17 protein-coding genes and 1 tRNA gene are annotated in these 17236 nt (G+C 35.3%); 10 read left to right on the forward strand and 8 right to left on the reverse strand.

The annotated features are described in order from the left end of the window. Positions 1 to 622 precede the first annotated feature (622 nt). From eif1A to QZ276_RS04715, 4 genes are read left to right on the forward strand one after another with little or no spacing between them, the layout of a single operon-like run. Complete coding sequence (gene eif1A / locus QZ276_RS04700) at positions 623 to 952, forward strand: translation initiation factor eIF-1A (protein WP_292485784.1); 330 nt, start codon at positions 623 to 625, stop codon at positions 950 to 952. Continuing rightward, entirely contained in the window at positions 949 to 1728 is a 780-nt protein-coding gene (locus QZ276_RS04705) for a serine protein kinase RIO (RefSeq protein ID WP_292485754.1), read from the forward strand. The genes eif1A and QZ276_RS04705 overlap by 4 nt, the downstream gene beginning before the upstream one ends. Before the next feature lie 35 nt (positions 1729 to 1763). Beyond that, a complete protein-coding gene (locus QZ276_RS04710; RefSeq protein WP_292485755.1) occupies positions 1764 to 2321 on the forward strand; it encodes a KH domain-containing protein in 558 nt (185 codons plus the stop codon). Between the two features lie 42 nt (positions 2322 to 2363). Beyond that, positions 2364 to 3056 (forward strand): DUF1614 domain-containing protein, encoded by a 693-nt coding sequence (locus QZ276_RS04715; protein WP_292485757.1) that lies wholly within the window; start codon positions 2364 to 2366, stop codon positions 3054 to 3056. Position 3057: 1 nt separating this feature from the next. Here QZ276_RS04715 and QZ276_RS04720 read toward each other — a convergent pair whose 3' ends face one another. Beyond that, a complete protein-coding gene (locus QZ276_RS04720) occupies positions 3058 to 3945 on the reverse strand; it encodes an ATPase domain-containing protein (RefSeq protein ID WP_292485759.1) in 888 nt (295 codons plus the stop codon). A gap of 71 nt (positions 3946 to 4016) precedes the next feature. Continuing rightward, the gene (locus QZ276_RS04725; RefSeq protein ID WP_292485761.1) at positions 4017 to 5384 is read right to left on the reverse strand and encodes a dihydroorotase; all 1368 of its coding nucleotides are present in this window, start codon (positions 5382 to 5384) and stop codon (positions 4017 to 4019) included. 159 nt (positions 5385 to 5543) lie between these two features. On the opposite strand from QZ276_RS04725, the gene QZ276_RS04730 reads away from it, so the two are divergent. After that, entirely contained in the window at positions 5544 to 5717 is a 174-nt protein-coding gene (locus QZ276_RS04730) for a helix-turn-helix domain-containing protein (RefSeq protein WP_292485764.1), read from the forward strand. A gap of 202 nt (positions 5718 to 5919) precedes the next feature. Then, the gene (gene phoU, locus QZ276_RS04735) at positions 5920 to 6570 is read left to right on the forward strand and encodes a phosphate signaling complex protein PhoU (RefSeq protein WP_292485765.1); all 651 of its coding nucleotides are present in this window, start codon (positions 5920 to 5922) and stop codon (positions 6568 to 6570) included. Positions 6571 to 6574: 4 nt separating this feature from the next. Here phoU and QZ276_RS04740 read toward each other — a convergent pair whose 3' ends face one another. Next, the gene (locus QZ276_RS04740) at positions 6575 to 9316 is read right to left on the reverse strand and encodes a DNA-directed DNA polymerase (RefSeq protein WP_292485767.1); all 2742 of its coding nucleotides are present in this window, start codon (positions 9314 to 9316) and stop codon (positions 6575 to 6577) included. 115 nt (positions 9317 to 9431) lie between these two features. Then, complete coding sequence (locus tag QZ276_RS04745) at positions 9432 to 12056, reverse strand: MASE3 domain-containing protein (RefSeq protein WP_292485769.1); 2625 nt, start codon at positions 12054 to 12056, stop codon at positions 9432 to 9434. A 200-nt stretch (positions 12057 to 12256) separates the two neighbouring features. Here QZ276_RS04745 and QZ276_RS04750 point away from each other — a divergent pair, with 200 nt between their 5' ends. Beyond that, positions 12257 to 12712: a hypothetical protein gene (locus tag QZ276_RS04750; RefSeq protein WP_292485770.1), complete on the forward strand. Its 456-nt coding sequence runs from the start codon at positions 12257 to 12259 to the stop codon at positions 12710 to 12712. A 256-nt stretch (positions 12713 to 12968) separates the two neighbouring features. Here the strand turns inward: QZ276_RS04750 and QZ276_RS04755 are convergent, their stop codons facing one another. Beyond that, positions 12969 to 14213 (reverse strand): transposase, encoded by a 1245-nt coding sequence (locus tag QZ276_RS04755; RefSeq protein WP_292485772.1) that lies wholly within the window; start codon positions 14211 to 14213, stop codon positions 12969 to 12971. A gap of 96 nt (positions 14214 to 14309) precedes the next feature. Here QZ276_RS04755 and QZ276_RS04760 point away from each other — a divergent pair, with 96 nt between their 5' ends. Continuing rightward, positions 14310 to 14516 (forward strand): transposase, encoded by a 207-nt coding sequence (locus tag QZ276_RS04760; protein ID WP_292485774.1) that lies wholly within the window; start codon positions 14310 to 14312, stop codon positions 14514 to 14516. Positions 14517 to 14610: 94 nt separating this feature from the next. Here QZ276_RS04760 and QZ276_RS04765 read toward each other — a convergent pair whose 3' ends face one another. From QZ276_RS04765 to QZ276_RS04775, 3 genes are all read right to left on the reverse strand, one after another. Beyond that, positions 14611 to 15015, reverse strand: coding sequence for a DUF1699 family protein (locus QZ276_RS04765; protein ID WP_292485776.1), 405 nt, complete (start codon positions 15013 to 15015; stop codon positions 14611 to 14613). Positions 15016 to 15573: 558 nt separating this feature from the next. Then, positions 15574 to 15684 (reverse strand) — tRNA-Met (locus QZ276_RS04770). A gap of 9 nt (positions 15685 to 15693) precedes the next feature. Next, positions 15694 to 15855, reverse strand: coding sequence for a hypothetical protein (locus tag QZ276_RS04775; RefSeq protein ID WP_292485778.1), 162 nt, complete (start codon positions 15853 to 15855; stop codon positions 15694 to 15696). A 322-nt stretch (positions 15856 to 16177) separates the two neighbouring features. Here QZ276_RS04775 and QZ276_RS04780 point away from each other — a divergent pair, with 322 nt between their 5' ends. Both QZ276_RS04780 and QZ276_RS04785 read left to right on the forward strand, forming a co-directional pair. Beyond that, positions 16178 to 16558, forward strand: a complete 381-nt coding sequence (locus QZ276_RS04780; protein WP_292485780.1) for a molybdopterin dinucleotide binding domain-containing protein — start codon at positions 16178 to 16180, stop codon at positions 16556 to 16558. Between the two features lie 31 nt (positions 16559 to 16589). Continuing rightward, positions 16590 to 17236, forward strand: a 647-nt coding sequence (locus tag QZ276_RS04785) for a molybdopterin-dependent oxidoreductase (protein ID WP_292485782.1), incomplete at its 3' end; no start/stop codon positions are given.

The raw sequence follows: 17236 nt of genomic DNA on the forward strand, positions 1-17236 counted from the left end.
ATCAACCAGAATTTTAGATGAAAAATTTGGTCGAACTCACTATTGGTCATACCAACTTACTTAAGTCCACCTGGTATATTACAATCATAGAAATTGCAGGGTTAATTCAGTAACTGAACAGTCCAGCTTTCCCTTTGATAGTGATTGTATAGAATAACAACCACCACCAGTCAAGATTAACCGAACTGGCAGATCCAACGTCAGACAGGAAAAAACTCCTATCTCCACTTATGGAGGTGATAATAATGTGTCAATGATATTCCGGTTTTCGTCCGGAGTACACACATAGGAATTTATGATATATAAACCTTATTGTTAATTATCTCGTCTATATATTTAATTATATATTTTGCAACACACATTATATGTTGCAAACATACTTAAACCTTCTCATTTACAAGATATTTATCAACGAAACAGTTGAGTGCAAACCATTCGCGGGTTTGCTAATGTTCATCTTGCAACTCCCCCCAAATGAAGGTCATAGTATATAAAATTATCGTAACTAAATAATTTAACAGGTCACAATAAAGAAACAATCAGGGAAAAAATTAAAACTACGCAACCTTTAACATATCCTGCTACATATTAAAAATAAACAGTAAATAAATGAGGTGTTAACCTGGAAAATAAAGATTCAAACCCAAGTCAAGATGGAACAGAAGAACAAGTTAGCAGAGTAAGGACACCAAACAAAAAGAAAGGAGAAGTACTTGCAATAGTAGATAGTAGACTCGGAGCCAACAGATTAAGGTTAAGGTCTATGGATGGTGTGGTACGAATGGGTCGTATTCCCGGTTCCATGAAAAAGAAAATATGGATAAGAGAAGGAGACATTGTCATCGCTGTACCATGGGATTTTCAGGATTCAAAAGCCGATGTAATCTGGAAATATACCAGGCCCCAGGTAAACTGGCTTGAAAAGAAAGGATACTTGAAAGGGAGAGTATGAGTAAAGAGTACTCCAAAAAGATAAAAAGTATCGATGATAAGCTTGAAAAAATGCGCATAAAGCGCAAAGATTCAGATTACACTAAAGTCAAAGAAGATGTATTTGACACTCCTACATTAATATCATTATACAACCTTTCAAATAAAGATATACTTTATGCATTAGGCGGAGCTATAAGTACAGGGAAAGAAGCAAACATCTTTTTTGCTGAATCCAGTGATAAGCCCATCACCCTCAAAATTTACAGAATAACAACAAGTACTTTTAGGGCAATGGAAGAATATATTCTTGGAGACCCCAGATTCAAAAACATAAGGCATGAAAAGCGTGATATCATACTGGCATGGACACGTAAAGAATACAGGAATTTAATACGTGCCCAAAACGCCGGGATAAGAGTACCTTCACCAATCACAACTGAAAAGAATATACTGGTAATGGATTTTCTGGGCGAAAATGAAATATCATACCCACTGCTTAAAGAAGTTAAACTTGACACAGAACAAGCGCACCAGATATATGAAACCATCAAAAGTTACATGAGAAAGCTTTATAAACATGGCAACTTGGTACATGGTGACCTAAGTGAATACAACATAATGATTGACCCTAATAATATTGAACCTATATTCATAGACATGGGGCAATCAGTTACCTTAGACCATCCAAAAGCAGAGTATTTTTTAAATCGGGATATCAAAAACATCACCAGGTTTTTTAAGCGTTTTAAAATCTCTGATTCCCCTGAAGATTTATCTGCTTTTGTAAGAAACTAAATAACTATATAACCAAATAAACAAGGCGATTAATCATGGTGCATATCAAAGTACCCCAAGATAGAATAGGTGCTATAATAGGTCCAAACGGTAGTGTCAAGGAAACTATTGAGCAAAAATCAGCATCCAAACTCGAAATTGATAGCGATAGTGGTTCAGTAGAAATAACCCCGGGAAATGACCCGGTCGCCGGAATGAGAGCATCCGAAACAATAAGAGCAATCGGTCGCGGATTTAACCCCGAAAAAGCGATGCAATTACTTGATGATGATATGCTGATGCTTGATGTTATAGACCTTTCTGATATGACTAGTACTTCTAAAGAGCTTAAACGTATTAAAGGAAGAATTATTGGCAAAAATGGAAAAACCCGGGAAATTGCAGAAAGTCTGATTAACGTGCATATATCTGTTTACGGAAAAACTGTAAGTGTTATTGGAAAACCCGAGCAGATACAGGCTATAAGAACCGCAATTGATATGCTGGTAGGTGGAGCAAACCACGGAACTGTGTATAGTTATCTTGAGAAAAAACGCCAGGATCTTATACAGGAAGAGCTTGAATTTCAGCCTTCAGACATTGATATAGAATAACTGAATATATTTTTATATAAAGAATTTAATTAACCATTGTATATGCGAGGATACATCAACAGGTCTGAAGTTAAAACATTTTCAATTTTTGGCATCACATTACTGGCAATCGCTGTATTATGCTATCAGGGAAAACTGTCAATTGGAAATATTTCTTCACTGCCCCTCTTTATACTTTTGCTCCTTATGCTTGCTGCAAATAATCTGGAAATACCCATTAAAACTGTGCGTACCAAAAAGATAAAGAGTATATTCAACAATGCTCAAATCCTTGAACAAATGTTCTCAGTTCCTGTATTAAAAGAACTGGAAACCAGAAAAGAACTTGTATTTAACACTAAATTAACATTAAATCTCGGCGGATTTGTTATACCCGCTTCTATGATAATATATTTATTATTCACACAGTTCAATGTTGCTGCAATAGAGATTTTCCTTGTCATGCTGGTAGCCACAGTACTACTTGCAGAATTGGTTAATGGTGTAGGCATAGTTGTTCCCGATTATATCGGACTTATATCGGTACCAATAGCACTTATACTTGCACCAGAAAACGTTGCATATGTCATATTTGTATCAAGTATTCCTGGAATACTTATTGGTACAGTTATATCGTTTTTTACAATTGACAGAGAGAAAAACGGAAGTGCATACATTAATTTCGGTGGTGTGGGTAGCTTTAAGGCCGTTTACATTATAACTTTAATTGCAGGATTAATGTCGTATTTTAATTAAGTCATTCTTCTTGGCTGTTATTTTTCTGCAACCTGTCACGCAATATTTTGGATGATGCATTCATCGACCCATAACTATGAATACCTGTTTCTGTAAACGTAAAAGGTTGAGGTGAAGTATCGATTTTAGTAGAACGCATTTTTTGAACTACCATAACAGACATAGGGGTTGGGTTTATATCATTAGTTGGCACAGTATCTAAAAAGATAATACCATCCCCAAGAAAATCATAATCATCAAATTGTTTTGTTTCAAGTCCATGTTTTTTTTCTGTAACCATTAATGAAGTGATTTTTTTTCGTTTCAGGCTTCTGTGTACATTCCTCCATGTACCCGCAGTTCTGAATTCTTCAGGATTAGAAAATACATTCAATGAATCAAAGACTACAACATCAGGTCTGTAAGAATCCACGATCTGGGTCATCTCTTCTGACGTGATTATCGACATTCCAAAAATCTCAAGATATCCGTTATCGATCGCTTCTCCTATATCCCAACCGTAACGCATAAACTGTTGTACCAGATGTTCAGCATCCTCTTCAAAAGAAAAAAACACGCATTTTTCATTGTTGCGGATTCGCTCCATAAGAATTTGGACACAGAAAGTAGTTTTTCCGGTTCCCGGTGGACCAGTTACAATAACAGAAAATCCTTTAGGAATACCACCTTCGAGAGAATCATCAAGGCTCGGTATCCCGGTGCTCATCCTTTTAATATTAACATCTATATTATTCACATCGTGTTTGGCTTTAAAACGGCTGTTATCCAGATTAAGAAGTGCCTTTTCAAGTACCAGATTTTTTGCACCCAATTCTTTTTCGTACCGTTCAAGAACACGAGATGCATTTTCACTTAAGGTAGTATGAACAGCGAGCTTGTTACGCGTCATATTAAAAAAATGGTTCTTTAAAAGTATATATAATTTGTTATTTTTTATGTACATAAACACTTAATTTTTGTTCATTCTGTGTCCATGAGATATCCCTGACCTTTAAGGAAATTACCCCTACCTCTGGTGGCTGTTACCTCACCATCCCATATAATATCTCCCCGGGAGATGGTCAATTGCGGGAAAATTCCATATAAACCGCTATAGGGTGTCCAGCCTGCTTTGCTGTGTAAAAAGTCAGAGGAAATTTCCCTCATATCCTGAGGATTTACAAGTATTAGATCAGCATCAAACCCTTCCTTAAATAATCCTTTATAATTATTTTCAAGTCCAAACCTTTTTGCAGGGTTTTTACTGGTTACATCAATTACCTTACCCAGCGGAAAAAGGTTCTTTTTAACGCCTGCCAGCATAAGAGGTAATAATGTTTCTACTCCCGGAACACCTGATGGGGCGTTTTTAATATCCATGTCTTTCTCAAATTCACGATGAGGGGCATGGTCTGATGCCACCATATCAACTGTACCTTCATTTATCGCATTAACAAGCGCCTGTACACTTTTTCGGGTTCTCAAAGGAGGGTTCATTTTGCCAAAAGACCCCAAATTATCCCATGATTTGTCTGATAAAAAAAGGTGATGTGGAGCGGACTCGCAGGTAATATTAGATTTTCTGTTTTCTTTATAGGCCTTATACTTCTGATTCCTGATAATTCCGAGTGCTTCGGAAGTACTGATATGACAAAAATGTGACTGTGTATCAAAAGAAGATATCATATCAACCGCCTTTTGAACTGCTGTAGACTCACATATATTTGGACGTGCTCTTGAATGAGATTGTGGAGACATATCATTTTTTAATAGCGATTTATTCTTCAGGCGGATATTTTCATCTTCAGCATGAATACAGGCTACAGCTTCAAGTTCTTTAATTTCTGATAATGCTTGATTAAAAGATTCTTCAGAAATATTTAATTCACCTGTTGATTCAGCCATAAATATTTCACCAAAAGCGGTCGCACCAAGCTCCCATAATCTGGACAATTCATCAAAATTATTCGTAACTCCTCCATTAATCCCGAAATCAACAATTGATTTTTTGGATGCAAGATGCAATTTTTTGTTGAATGATTTTTCATCAATTGTTGGAGGTGCTGTATTTGGATGGTCTATTACTGTTGTAATACCTCCTGCAGCAGCAGAACATGAACCTGTACACCAGTCCTCTTTACGAGTTTGACCTGGTTCTCTAAAATGTACATGAGCATCAATACCTGCAGGAAGTGTAAGTGCATTATCCGCATCTATCTCCCTGTCCACATGAGATATACGGATATCTTTGGCTATTTTAGATATCTTTCCGTTATCTATCAATACCTCTGCCGGCTGAAGACGATTGTTATAGAAAATTCTTGTGTTTTTTATCAGGATATTAGACATACAGGGAAATAATCTTGACAGTGATATATGTATTTAACTCTGGAGCAAGAAACCTCCCTGCAACAGCTGGAAGATGAGAACGTCTAATGAATATATATTTTATTATAAAAACGCTAACATTAAAAAACTTACAAATATCACCAGGACAAATTAAAAGCTATGTATCAGACGTTGCCGATACGGATTATACCCACATCAAACCAGGAAAATATACTGTGGATACTGTCTGAGAAATGCAGGTTACTGTATAATTTTGCTCTTGTCGAACGAAGAGATGCTTACTGGAACAATATCAAAGTTAGCTACAGTAAACAGCAGAACGATTTACCCTAAATCAAGGAATAGTATCCTGAATATAAGTGGGTGTATTCCAAGGTATTTTTGTCCAGTTAAAAATGCAAGAAATTAATTTATAGAATAAAATGTATCCAAATATAAAATATTAAAAAACAAAAGAGATAAAAAACATTTTTAAAATATCAATTTAAATATACTACCCATAAATACACATCAATAGCAGGGTTTGGTTGGTTAAATGGTCAGAAATGAATACAATAGAAGATTAAGCATACTAAAACAAAACATCTTGAACATGGGAGATACATCCCAAAAAGTTATCATTGATTCCACAAAAGCACTGAGAGATTTAGACCTCGAACTTGCTGATGAGACAATTGAAATGGATAATAATATAGACGACAGTGCTGAAGACATTGAAAAAAGCGCGACTCATTTATTGGCTCTACAACATCCACTGGCAGGCGATTTGAGACTCATAATTGCATCTATAAAAGTTGCAACTGACCTTGAAAGAATTAGCGATTTAGGAATCAATATTGCAGAAATCGCAAAAAGTATTGAAGGTGAGCATGTCAAACCCCTAATTGATATACCAAAAATGGCAGAAATAACCGAAGATATGTTGCAAAAATCACTTCAGGCATTTGAAAATCTTGATATTGAACTGGCAAAAGAAGCCGCTGCCAGGGATGATGAAGTGGATAAACTGTTTTACGGTACATGGATGGAACTTATCAACATGATGGTAGAAGACCCGACACTTATTACAAATGCCACACATCTGCTATTTGTACTACGTTATCTTGAACGTATAGGAGATCATGTAAGCAATATCTGCGAAAGTGTGATATATATTGCAAACGGGGAAAGAGTAAACTTAAACTAAAAGATTAAAAATCAAAGAGCGAACTCTGTGATTTTGACCCATTTTTGGATTGGTTTTTCAATCCGTTATCCTCTTCATCTGTTGTTTCTTTATTAGCGTTGTTAAATGATTCAGTTTCAGATATTTTTGAAAAATCAAACAACCCTTTCTGCCGGGAATCATAATCCAGTGTAGCTGAATCAACCCCAAATACACTAAGTATTCTTTCAACCGGTGGCAATATCTGCTTTTTTATATAATAATCTACATCCAGAGTAAGGTTATTTTCGCGGACATATTCTGGGTCTTCAGCACGGTTCACAAACAAATCATTACCTGCCACAATTACAAATGGAACTCTTTCACCGATAGGCGGTGATATACCTGTCCTTTTTTTGGTTTTTTCAATCACAGTCAGATGCGGCTGTTTGCTCTTGTAACTATCCTTTTTCTTGGAATAGAGCCTTGTCATTGTAAGGTCATCAATAACATCTTTATCTTTTTGCACATCGATGTTTCTTACCCTGTTTACTACACTCCTTACATATTCAACTGCTTTATCCACATCACCCTCTTTTAATACAAGTTCAAGAACCCTGTTCAATGTCTTTGATGTGAGTTCACACCAGTCCCTTCGAATTGTCTCCATTCCCTTGACCTTTACACTGTCTTCCCATTCATCATTTTCCTGTTCAAAAACCCATAGAGCATATCGCTTTTTTGCAAGGAATAGTCCACGTTTTGCAATAGATTCAAATTCAAGTTCCATCGGGTCAGGAAGGGATTGAGAGACTTTTTCTGCTATCTTTGTACCCACACGTTCAGCGTCTTCAAGAGATATATCATCATTATATTCAGGCAAACAATGTATAAAAACACTATCAGTATCCCCGTATACTACAGACAGATTGATAACATCCTCTGACTCTTCATCGGGCGATATTTCATCGGGAAGGTATGCTTGATTATCTTTAAGAACCACCTTACGGATATTATTATTTATGAGATCACGGGTATTCTGGATGTTTTCCCTACCATAACTTGTTACCGCATTGGCAAGTGTTAGGCTATAAAGCCGTGCACGTGCATAACCTGAATAACCGTAGAAACTGTTCAACAGGATTTTTAATGCAAGTTGTGTCGCATCGTACATCCTGTAGGTGTCCCCATCAGAAATGGATTTCATTTTCTTTTTAACTTCAGACCTCTGGTTCAGTAAAGTTTCCAGAATTGAGGGAACGATTCCTTTTAATACATCTGGATTAACAAACTCCCCACCAGATGGAGGATTTATTGTTTCACCATGAGGATGGTCATCAACGACAACAGTAGTGTAGCAGAGGTTATGAGCCATCATTATAGTGGGATACAGGGATTTGTAATCAAGTATTACAACATTATCCAGCAAGCCTTTTTTCGGCTCAAGAACTTCCCCTCCTTTTATTTCCTCACCCTGTTCATTATCATCCGGTCTATTATCGGGTTTTGGTGGAATTACACGTCCCTGTTTACCAAATTCACGAAACAGTAGATTTTCCACCATAGAACTCTGTCCGCCATCGACTACATCCTGTAAAACAGAGCCACTTACCTGAGACAAAGCTATATATTTATCAAGCAGTTGTAATTTGGTAACAAGTTCCAGTGCAAGTTCTGAATCACGTCTGGCATAATCTATAAACTTTTTAGTTTTTTCACCACCATCTTTCCAGTACTCTACCATCTGATGAGGTTCAACATCGAGTTTTTCTCTTCCAAGCAGTTCTTTGGATACATTGCGAAGTGTATAGCGTTTTAAACTAAATTGCTGTCTTATGATAGGTAATGTATCCATTACTATCCTGCCGGTAATGGATACCATTGTTCTTGTACCCAACCGTCGATATGTCATCAGCCTGCCATCACGACCCACACTGGGTACTATACTGGCTCCTTTGTTATTCAAATAATCTGCTCTGTCTTTGATATAGGGTATATCAAAGTCATTCATGTTGTATCCGACAATAACATCAGGGTCATATTCCTGAAAGATATCAAAAAACCGGGTTAACATATCTTCCTCTTCATCAAATATTTCTATATCTGATTCAACATCTTTCAGGTTTTTACATACAAGAACCAGTGTATTATTACCTTTATATTCCGGCTCAAAAGAAAGGCTTATCATGATTATGGGCGAACTTTCAGGTTCAGGCATGCCTCCTTCAGGTGGCAGGCATTCTATATCAAAAGCCAGATATTTTAATCCAATGTTTGGGATTTTATTTATTTCCTCTACATTATAGGAAGTTATTATATTGTCACATTTTACATCTCTATCATTGATAGATTCTGATGCAGGAGCAGGTTCAGCAGAAACCAGAGCCATCCCATGTAAACCCTTATCTATCATAAAACGGTTTTTGAACAATATATCGGTTTCATATACTTCTTCAATACCTTCAAGACCCTGTACATCATCCCTTATTTCTGGAACATTTTTCGGATAAAATGTAGTGATTTTAAACATCGGTTTTTTTGATTCCTGATAACCAATGGGTTCAAATCTTTGTACTGGTTCTACATCCTTGACGGTATCAAATTTGTTTTTTATAAACTGTGGCAGTGTCTGTAGATATGAGTTATCAGCTACTTTGGCATAAAAATACGGTTCAAATCCCGGTACAAAACAGCAAGCACTGCTACCGTCCTCTCCTCTACCAAAAAGCCGTACCACCGGTTCATCATTATAAATACTGTAATCTGCATCCAATATCTGAAAGTTCATAAGTTCAAGTTAATTTCATAAATGATATATATTTTGTTATCTTTTAAATCAATTAAGAATAGACACAACCCAGAAACTGCGAATTCATTATTAAAAATTTAAATATCGACCTGATTTATTCAACTGCTTCAAATTTGATTGTAAATTTTGTCCCATTGCCATTTTCAAATTCCATTATACCGTTAATTTGGTCTACAAGTGAATTTACAAGTTGCAGACCAAGAGAATCGGTTTCGTTGATATCAATGTATTCCGGAATACCATATCCGTTATCATCGACAATTAATGTATAAACAGAATCATTTTCAGTAAAACTTACATCAATTTGTCCTGATGATTTGTCAGAAAATGCATGTTTTAACGAATTGGTCACCAATTCATTGATAATAATGCCAAGCGGTATTGCAACATCCATATTTAAATAGATGTTTTTGATGTTTAGGTTCAATTCAATATTGTTGTTATTGTCTAAATATGCTTGAAACAGATAATCTGTAAGAGTTTGGATATAATTACCAAAATCAATGCTTACCATATCACTGGAATTGTACAGTTTCTCATGAGCAAGTGCTATCGAGCGGACACGGTTCTGGCTCTCTTCAAAAGCTTCAATCACACTCATGTCTTCAAAATTTGTAGACTGCAGATTGAGCAAACTACTGATTACCTGAAGGTTGTTTTTAACACGGTGATGGATTTCTCTTAACCGCAATTCATTGGCTCTTTTCCTTTCTGTTATATCCCTTTCTATAGCAAGTATATAATACTGGTTTTCAAGTTCAAAATATTCAGCACTTACCTCCACCCAGAAAACAGTTCCGTCCTTCTTTTTGTGGGTAATTTCTTCATTAAACCATCTCTGGTCAAGTACACGCTGTACTAAAATTGGGAATTTTTGAGCTGCATCTTCCGTTTCAATATCTATTATATTGGAACCTATAAGTTCACTGACTGTGTAGCCATGCATATTTGCAGCTACCTTATTAGCTTCTATGATATTACCTTCAGTATCTATTATAAAAATGGCATCACCAGCGTTTTCAAAAAGGAGCCTGTAACGTTTTTCACTCATTTCCAGCGACTTTTCAGTGTTTTTTCGTTCTGTAATATCATTTCCTGAAATTAAAATACAGGTTACCTCATTGTCATCATTTTTTACAATTCTACCATTCCAGGCAATAATACGCTTTTCAAGATTCCTATTTACAATTGTGGTCTCAAAATATTCAATTAAATTTACATTTTCCTGATAAATCATACCCTTGATAACCTTATCTAATTCCAATGCATATCTTTTCGGTATAAACTCAAACAATGTTTTACCTTTTAATTCATTTTTACTGTATCCCAGTATTTCGCGTCCAGTTCTGTTTACAAGTTTAATACTAAAATCAGGGTTAAGTGCAATAATAATAGAACCTGCTATGTCCAGATAATTTTGTGCTCTATCTTTCTGAATTTTAAGTTCCTGTGTCCGTTCCTCTACACGTTTTTCCAGCTCGTCATGCATCTGCTGGAGCTGTTGTTCATACTGTTTACGTTCGGTTAGATCAAGGATGTAGCATATGGCACTACTTATATTCCTGTCTCCATCTTTAGATAAGGAACAGGACATTAACGCGTAGAACTTTTCACCGGATTTTCTTTCCATTTCAATTTCGAATTTTTGGCTGTTAGAACCATCAGATGAATTATTAAGATGGTTTGAAAGATTACAGTGTTTGTATGCAGGTACGAACTGAGGCAGAGTTTTCCCCAATACTTCATCTTTACTATAACCAAAAAGATGTTCAGCACCTTTATTCCAGCTTACTATTTTCTCATTGGAATCCAGAGTAATTACAGCCTCATGCAACTGGTCAAGTATCTGAGCATGTTTTTTGAAATCTTCCTCCCTTCTTTTTAAGTCCCTGAACAGAATATCGTAAGGTCTGTAAAATCCTGTATCTATGATAGCCAAGAATATAAAGTAAAACGAAAACAATTTGAAGTAGTGACCTAAAATGTTTAAAATTCCGTAAACATCAACGTAGAGAGTAAATGTAAATTCAGCAATAATGGTCAAAAATATGGATAAGGCTAGCAGGTTCTGCACATATACACTAAAATACCCTCTGTATCTGTACAAAAGAATTAATGACCCAAGTAGTATTATTGAGATGATGTATTCACTTATTATTTTAAATACTGTAAGACCTACACCTTTTATATAACAATCAGGGAATATTCCCCAATGGAAAATAGTTAAAAGCAGAATGAATGATACTACTGCAAATAAAAGAAAAACCACTCTATAATCGGTTTTTTTGGACAAATCCAATTTTATACTTTGTTTAAATTTGCTTACAAAAAAAACCGGCGCCAACAGTAAAGATATACTTTCAATATATCTTGCAGTTACCCATACTTGTGTAGCTAAATTTGCCCCTAACGAGGAGAACACACCCATATTTTCATACGAAAGGGTATGGAGAATATCAAAACCGGCTACAAAAAAATATGCTATTCCTATAAAAATAAGGTAATTGCTTTCAAGAAAATGTTTTGATTTTAAAACCAGTATAAAAACCATTAAAGCTATCAGGATACTAAAAAGTTCAACAAGAACATGAAAAAGCAGATAATTGGATAGACTTATAAAGTACAATGACCCGAGTACCAATATCCAGAGAAAAAGTTTTTCATAACTGATTTTGCCAAAATCAAGTTTTTTGAGCTGAGAGATTATATCCGGTTTCATAAAATAAACTTATAAGTTTTTGATGATTTAACACTAAAACTATTCATCTTCTATTACATTTAACCCCTAATATAGAATTGAAGTGATATATTCTTGTCTATCTTTATTATTTTATAAAAGCATTATGTGATGATTTCATCTATTTTTTAAGTTTATAAAATAAGATAAAATATAATATACAAAAAAACATCTGTTATATTATGTACAATGAATTCGAGTTTGCGGGAATTATACCAGACATTACCATTGGCAGAAAAGAAATTAACCTGATAACCGAAAAATCTAATTATGTGGTTGCGGAAACAAAAAAAATCTACCAGCATCGAAAAAACGGCAACTATTTTCATTACAGATATTTGATTTCTGTTGAGGACTATAGTGATGGAAAATGGAAAATGGAATTATATCTAAATCCGATGCCTTCATCTCTGAAAAATCAGTATCAAAACTATCCGGTCAGAATTTCCCACAAATTTATCAACGCTCCCAGATACAGTGATAAAGTTGATGCTTTTATTTCCTACATAATCCTTGTTGCAAGTTGCATAAAAGATATAGATGCAAATATTGACAGTTATCTGGATTCTTACTCTGATACCGAAGGAAAAACGATGTGGGAACTTTTATATCCTATTTTAAATATCAAAAATGTGTAACCTGCAACATGAAAGTTATAAGTTTCCTAATAGCATTGATTACCTGATTTTTCCAGTTGGTTTTATTTCCTTTCTACTGTTTTATATTTTTGCGATTCGAAAAATAAATTTAAGTTCTGGAAAAACTAATAGATAAAGTCAAAGGATTGATATCCTACATGTTAATGTTTTTCCATCGTGGGGGAGGAAATGGTTAACAATAATAAGTACAACTCAAAAGATTGTGAACTACCATTTGGCTAAATACCAAGTGGCTTCAGAAGGAGTTTACTCCAAAGAGTCTTATCCTTCTCGGATGGTTCACACACCCACTATCGGTTATCCCTGTAAGGGAATCACCGACTACTTTTCTTAATATGTTCAATGCTCCATTAACATCAGCATTGAGCAGTTTATCAGTAGAAGACCGGAACAATCCTCTCTTGACTCTTTTACCCATGTATTTTTCATGTTTTTCAATAGGTTCTAATGCAAGAGCATCAGTTTTACTGGTATATGCTTCATCAACCTCTATATAATTGATACCGTAGTAATCACATTTAGACCTAATTTTCTGTTTGAATTTGCCAAAAGGTATAGTCTGAAAGGTCTGATTGTTCTTTTTACCCATATTGGAATTCTGTTTAATGTTTTTCAGTTCTCCGATTATGATATTGCCTATATTATATTCTATACAGTGTTTAATGATATAATTAACACTCTGGTTCATGAAATCATTGAGTTTGTTTTTCCTTTTCTCAAACAACCAGTTCAGTTTCTGACCCGATTTTATACACTGTTTATCATATACAGACTGCAACCTGCTTTTGACTTTGTTCCACCAACGGTTATAAGACTTTAAACCCCTGCCTTCTATGATGAAAGCAGTCCCATCGGTATCCACACAGGTTGCAAAATTGTTTACTCCCAGGTCGATAGACAGATGTTTATTGTAGTCTACATTGACTTTTTCTCCTTTATCTCTGTAAACGTATTCTATCTCAAACCATTGTCCGTTATATTTGGGTATAATCCGTACTTCTTTAATGTGTTTACCGGTTATGTTTTCAGGTAACTTGAAATGTAGGTATCTCACACCATAATTCTTGTAGAAATCCCTACCCATAGACAACCTGATATTATCATCATAGATTTTGAACATATCCTTTGGAAAAATACATACAAACTTACCGTCTTTGGGCAGGTATTCAGGCATCTTCACAGGTCGGTTGTAGTCACCCTTTTTTCTCTCACCCAGAATCCTGAAAAACGATTTCATATTCCTATCCACTACCTTCATGGTCTGCTGTGCAACCTGTGAAGGCATCATCCTGTAATTCTCATTGTCTTTTACCAGATGATAAGCAGATTCATGGCTAAGGTACTTTCCATTCTCAAAATAGGATTGTCTTGTAGTGTACAGCGTGAAATTGTACAGGTTTTTAGACAATTTAGTAATCCTTTTCAAGACTTCATATTTCTGCTTATCCGCTTTGATATGGTTTTTCTGGGTCAGATACATTTTGCTATATATTTTTAATTAAATCACTTAAACGTTTTCGTTGGTTATTACAGGACATGGATTATGATAGAAACAATCACAACAAAGTATTTGTTAATGTATCATATCATATTTGTCTGTAAATATCACAGAAATGCATTAATGGGATTTGAAGATAGTTTAAAAGATATCTTAATTACAATTGCATCAAAATCAGATTTTGACGTTGTAGAAATGGAATGCGACAAAAACAATTACAGAATATATACGCAGTCAAGGTTGACATACAGATTAGACGGTATTCATCCCTTTGTTTCATTTTGAAGAAATGAAACTCGCATTAAATCTACGATTTGATGCGATGCTAAAGACATAAGGGTTTCCTACCTTCCATTATTATAAAAAAAGAAAGAAGTGGTTAAGCAACCTTTTGTTCAATCAGAAATTTTACAAAATCTGGGCTTAAATTTGTTTCATATTTCATATTTTCAAGGATTTCATTTTCTGAAAATCCCTTATCCTTTAGATCTTCTATTTTGTTGTACACATTTTCAGAAACTTCAGAGTATTCATTTATATCCTTTCTATGACCCCAAACATCGCCTTCAAGCAACTCAATGCCCTGCATGTCCAGAAACATTTTTGCAGATTCTGATAGCGTCTGTTTATATGATTTTGATAAATGTATTGCTTTAAGATTCGGGCAACTGGACACTATCGAGAAGACATCTGTGTTGGATGGTCTAAAAGCTATATGTATTATTTCGTCTTTGTCATTCAGGTCTTTTATTTCATCTTTTGTACTAACTACTCGAATTTTCATGATATCCCTTACTACTACTTTTTGATATCTTTAATCTTTAATAAAAAAATTTCAGATACCACATTCCAATACCAGTTATACTATCTTAAAAATTTATCTATTTATTCGCAAATAGAAATTATTTGATAAACCATACAGATTTTTGAAAGCTTTAAAAATGAGCGATATACAGATATGGAGAATGAGGGGAAAACTCCATATCTGTGATAAATACAGCTTTGCTGGAAGTGGGTTTCATCATCCTAAAGGTAGGAGACAAACCGGTTTTTATGTCTGCCCAATCTGTGAAATAACAACACATACACAGATTAACCGGTATTTGCTAATTAACCTTCTACCATAAAGGCAGATTTTTTAATATTGACCCACTGGACATATATTACCGTTAAATGATATATAATATTTATTATTTGTTTTCCAGCATCCAAAAGTTTATGATGTAGGCCTTGGTATTGAATTTTTTACTAAAAGCCAAATCATCAAAATAAATTTTGATACCATGAAAGGTTTAACCCATGACAATAACGCAAATAATTTTAGAGAAAAAATGTAGTTTAATGCCCGGAGCGTGACTCGAACACGCGGTCTCCAGATTTCTCAGGAGATTTAAGACGCCTGTTATAAACATCCCTATGAGTCTGGCGCCTTGACCTGCTAGGCCATCCGGGCATACAGGTTTTATATTATAAATCCGTCATAGAGCGTTACGACTGAAAGAACTGAAATTATATGAATGTTTGGGTTCTGAAGTACTCCAATGGATAAATCCGTTGGGTTCTGTTGTCGCCATCCATCCTGACGTTGCCACTTGAGGGGCACCAGTACTCCCTTACGATGCATCTCTGTCTGCACCGTATCGTTTGTGCTCGACACCAAGTAATACTTGGATGGAACTTGATGATACACAAACAACCGACTGAACAATATCTTATATCAGGCAGCTTGTTCAAAGCAACTGTACACTGAAGGCATTGTTGTATCTATAGAATTATATATGCTATAACACAATTAAAAATTGATGGTTAAAAACAGTAAAAACAAAACGTGAAATAAAAACACAATTTATAAACCAATAATTATTAAACATAACACTACATCCAATATAAGAATACAGGAAGTTGTAATAAATAATCTAACTTGCACAATATGAAGAGGTAAAAATATGGTACTGGAAGTAAACCTTATATCAGCTAGAACTGCCTGGCAGGGTTCTTTTCTTGAACATAAGATGAATGATGCATATTTTAATGAATGTGCCTATTGTGAACTGAATTCAAATGACTTTAGCAAACTCGATATCAATGAAGGAGACTACATAAAGGTAAAAACCAACTATGGAGAAGTTGTAGTTTATGCTAAAATAAATGATGACAATCCAGAAAAACTGGGCCACATACCCATGGGTCCATGGTCCAATGCTGTCCTGAACCCCGAAACTCATGGATGCGGTATGCCGGGTTTTAAAGGTGTGAATGCTACTATTGAACCTACCGAAGAAAAACCGCTCGATTTAAAGTCGTTAATCAGAAGCTACTGTGAATAATTTACAATTATTAAAAAGGAGAGAAGATACAATGGCAGAAGTAATAAAAGACGCAATTTGTTCTTTCTGCGGAACACTGTGTGATGATATCACAGTTACAGTTGAAAATAATAAAATTACCAATGCAGAACGTGCCTGCATTCTCGGTCAAAGCAAAATGGTTGGAATGTTTGAGCACGGGAGAATCGAATCCCCGATGATAAGAAAAGATGGTGAACTCGTGGAAGTATCCTATGATGAAGCTATAGGAAAAGCTGCTGAAATACTGGTAAATTCCAACCGCACTCTTTCTTATGGATGGGCATCAACATCCTGTGAAGCCATACGAGAGGGAATCCAGCTGGCAGAAGAGACAAGGTCTGTAATTGATTCAACGGCTAATGTGTGCCATGGTCCTTCTGCTCTGGCAATTCAGGAAAAAGGGCTCCCTGCTGCAACTGTAGGTCAGATGAAAAACCGTGCCGATGTAATAGTATTCTGGGGATGTAATCCAGTGCACGCCCACCCGAGACACATGGGCAGATATTCATCCTATGCCAAAGGTTTCTTTACACCAAAAGGAAGGAAAAACAGAAAAATAGTTACCGTCGATGTCAGAAATACCGATACCGCAAAACTTTCTGATAAATTGTTACAGGTCGAGCAGGGCAAAGACCTATTATTATTAACTGCTATCAG

The organism is Methanohalobium sp., from assembly GCF_018609725.1.
Classification (GTDB): domain Archaea; phylum Halobacteriota; class Methanosarcinia; order Methanosarcinales; family Methanosarcinaceae; genus Methanohalobium.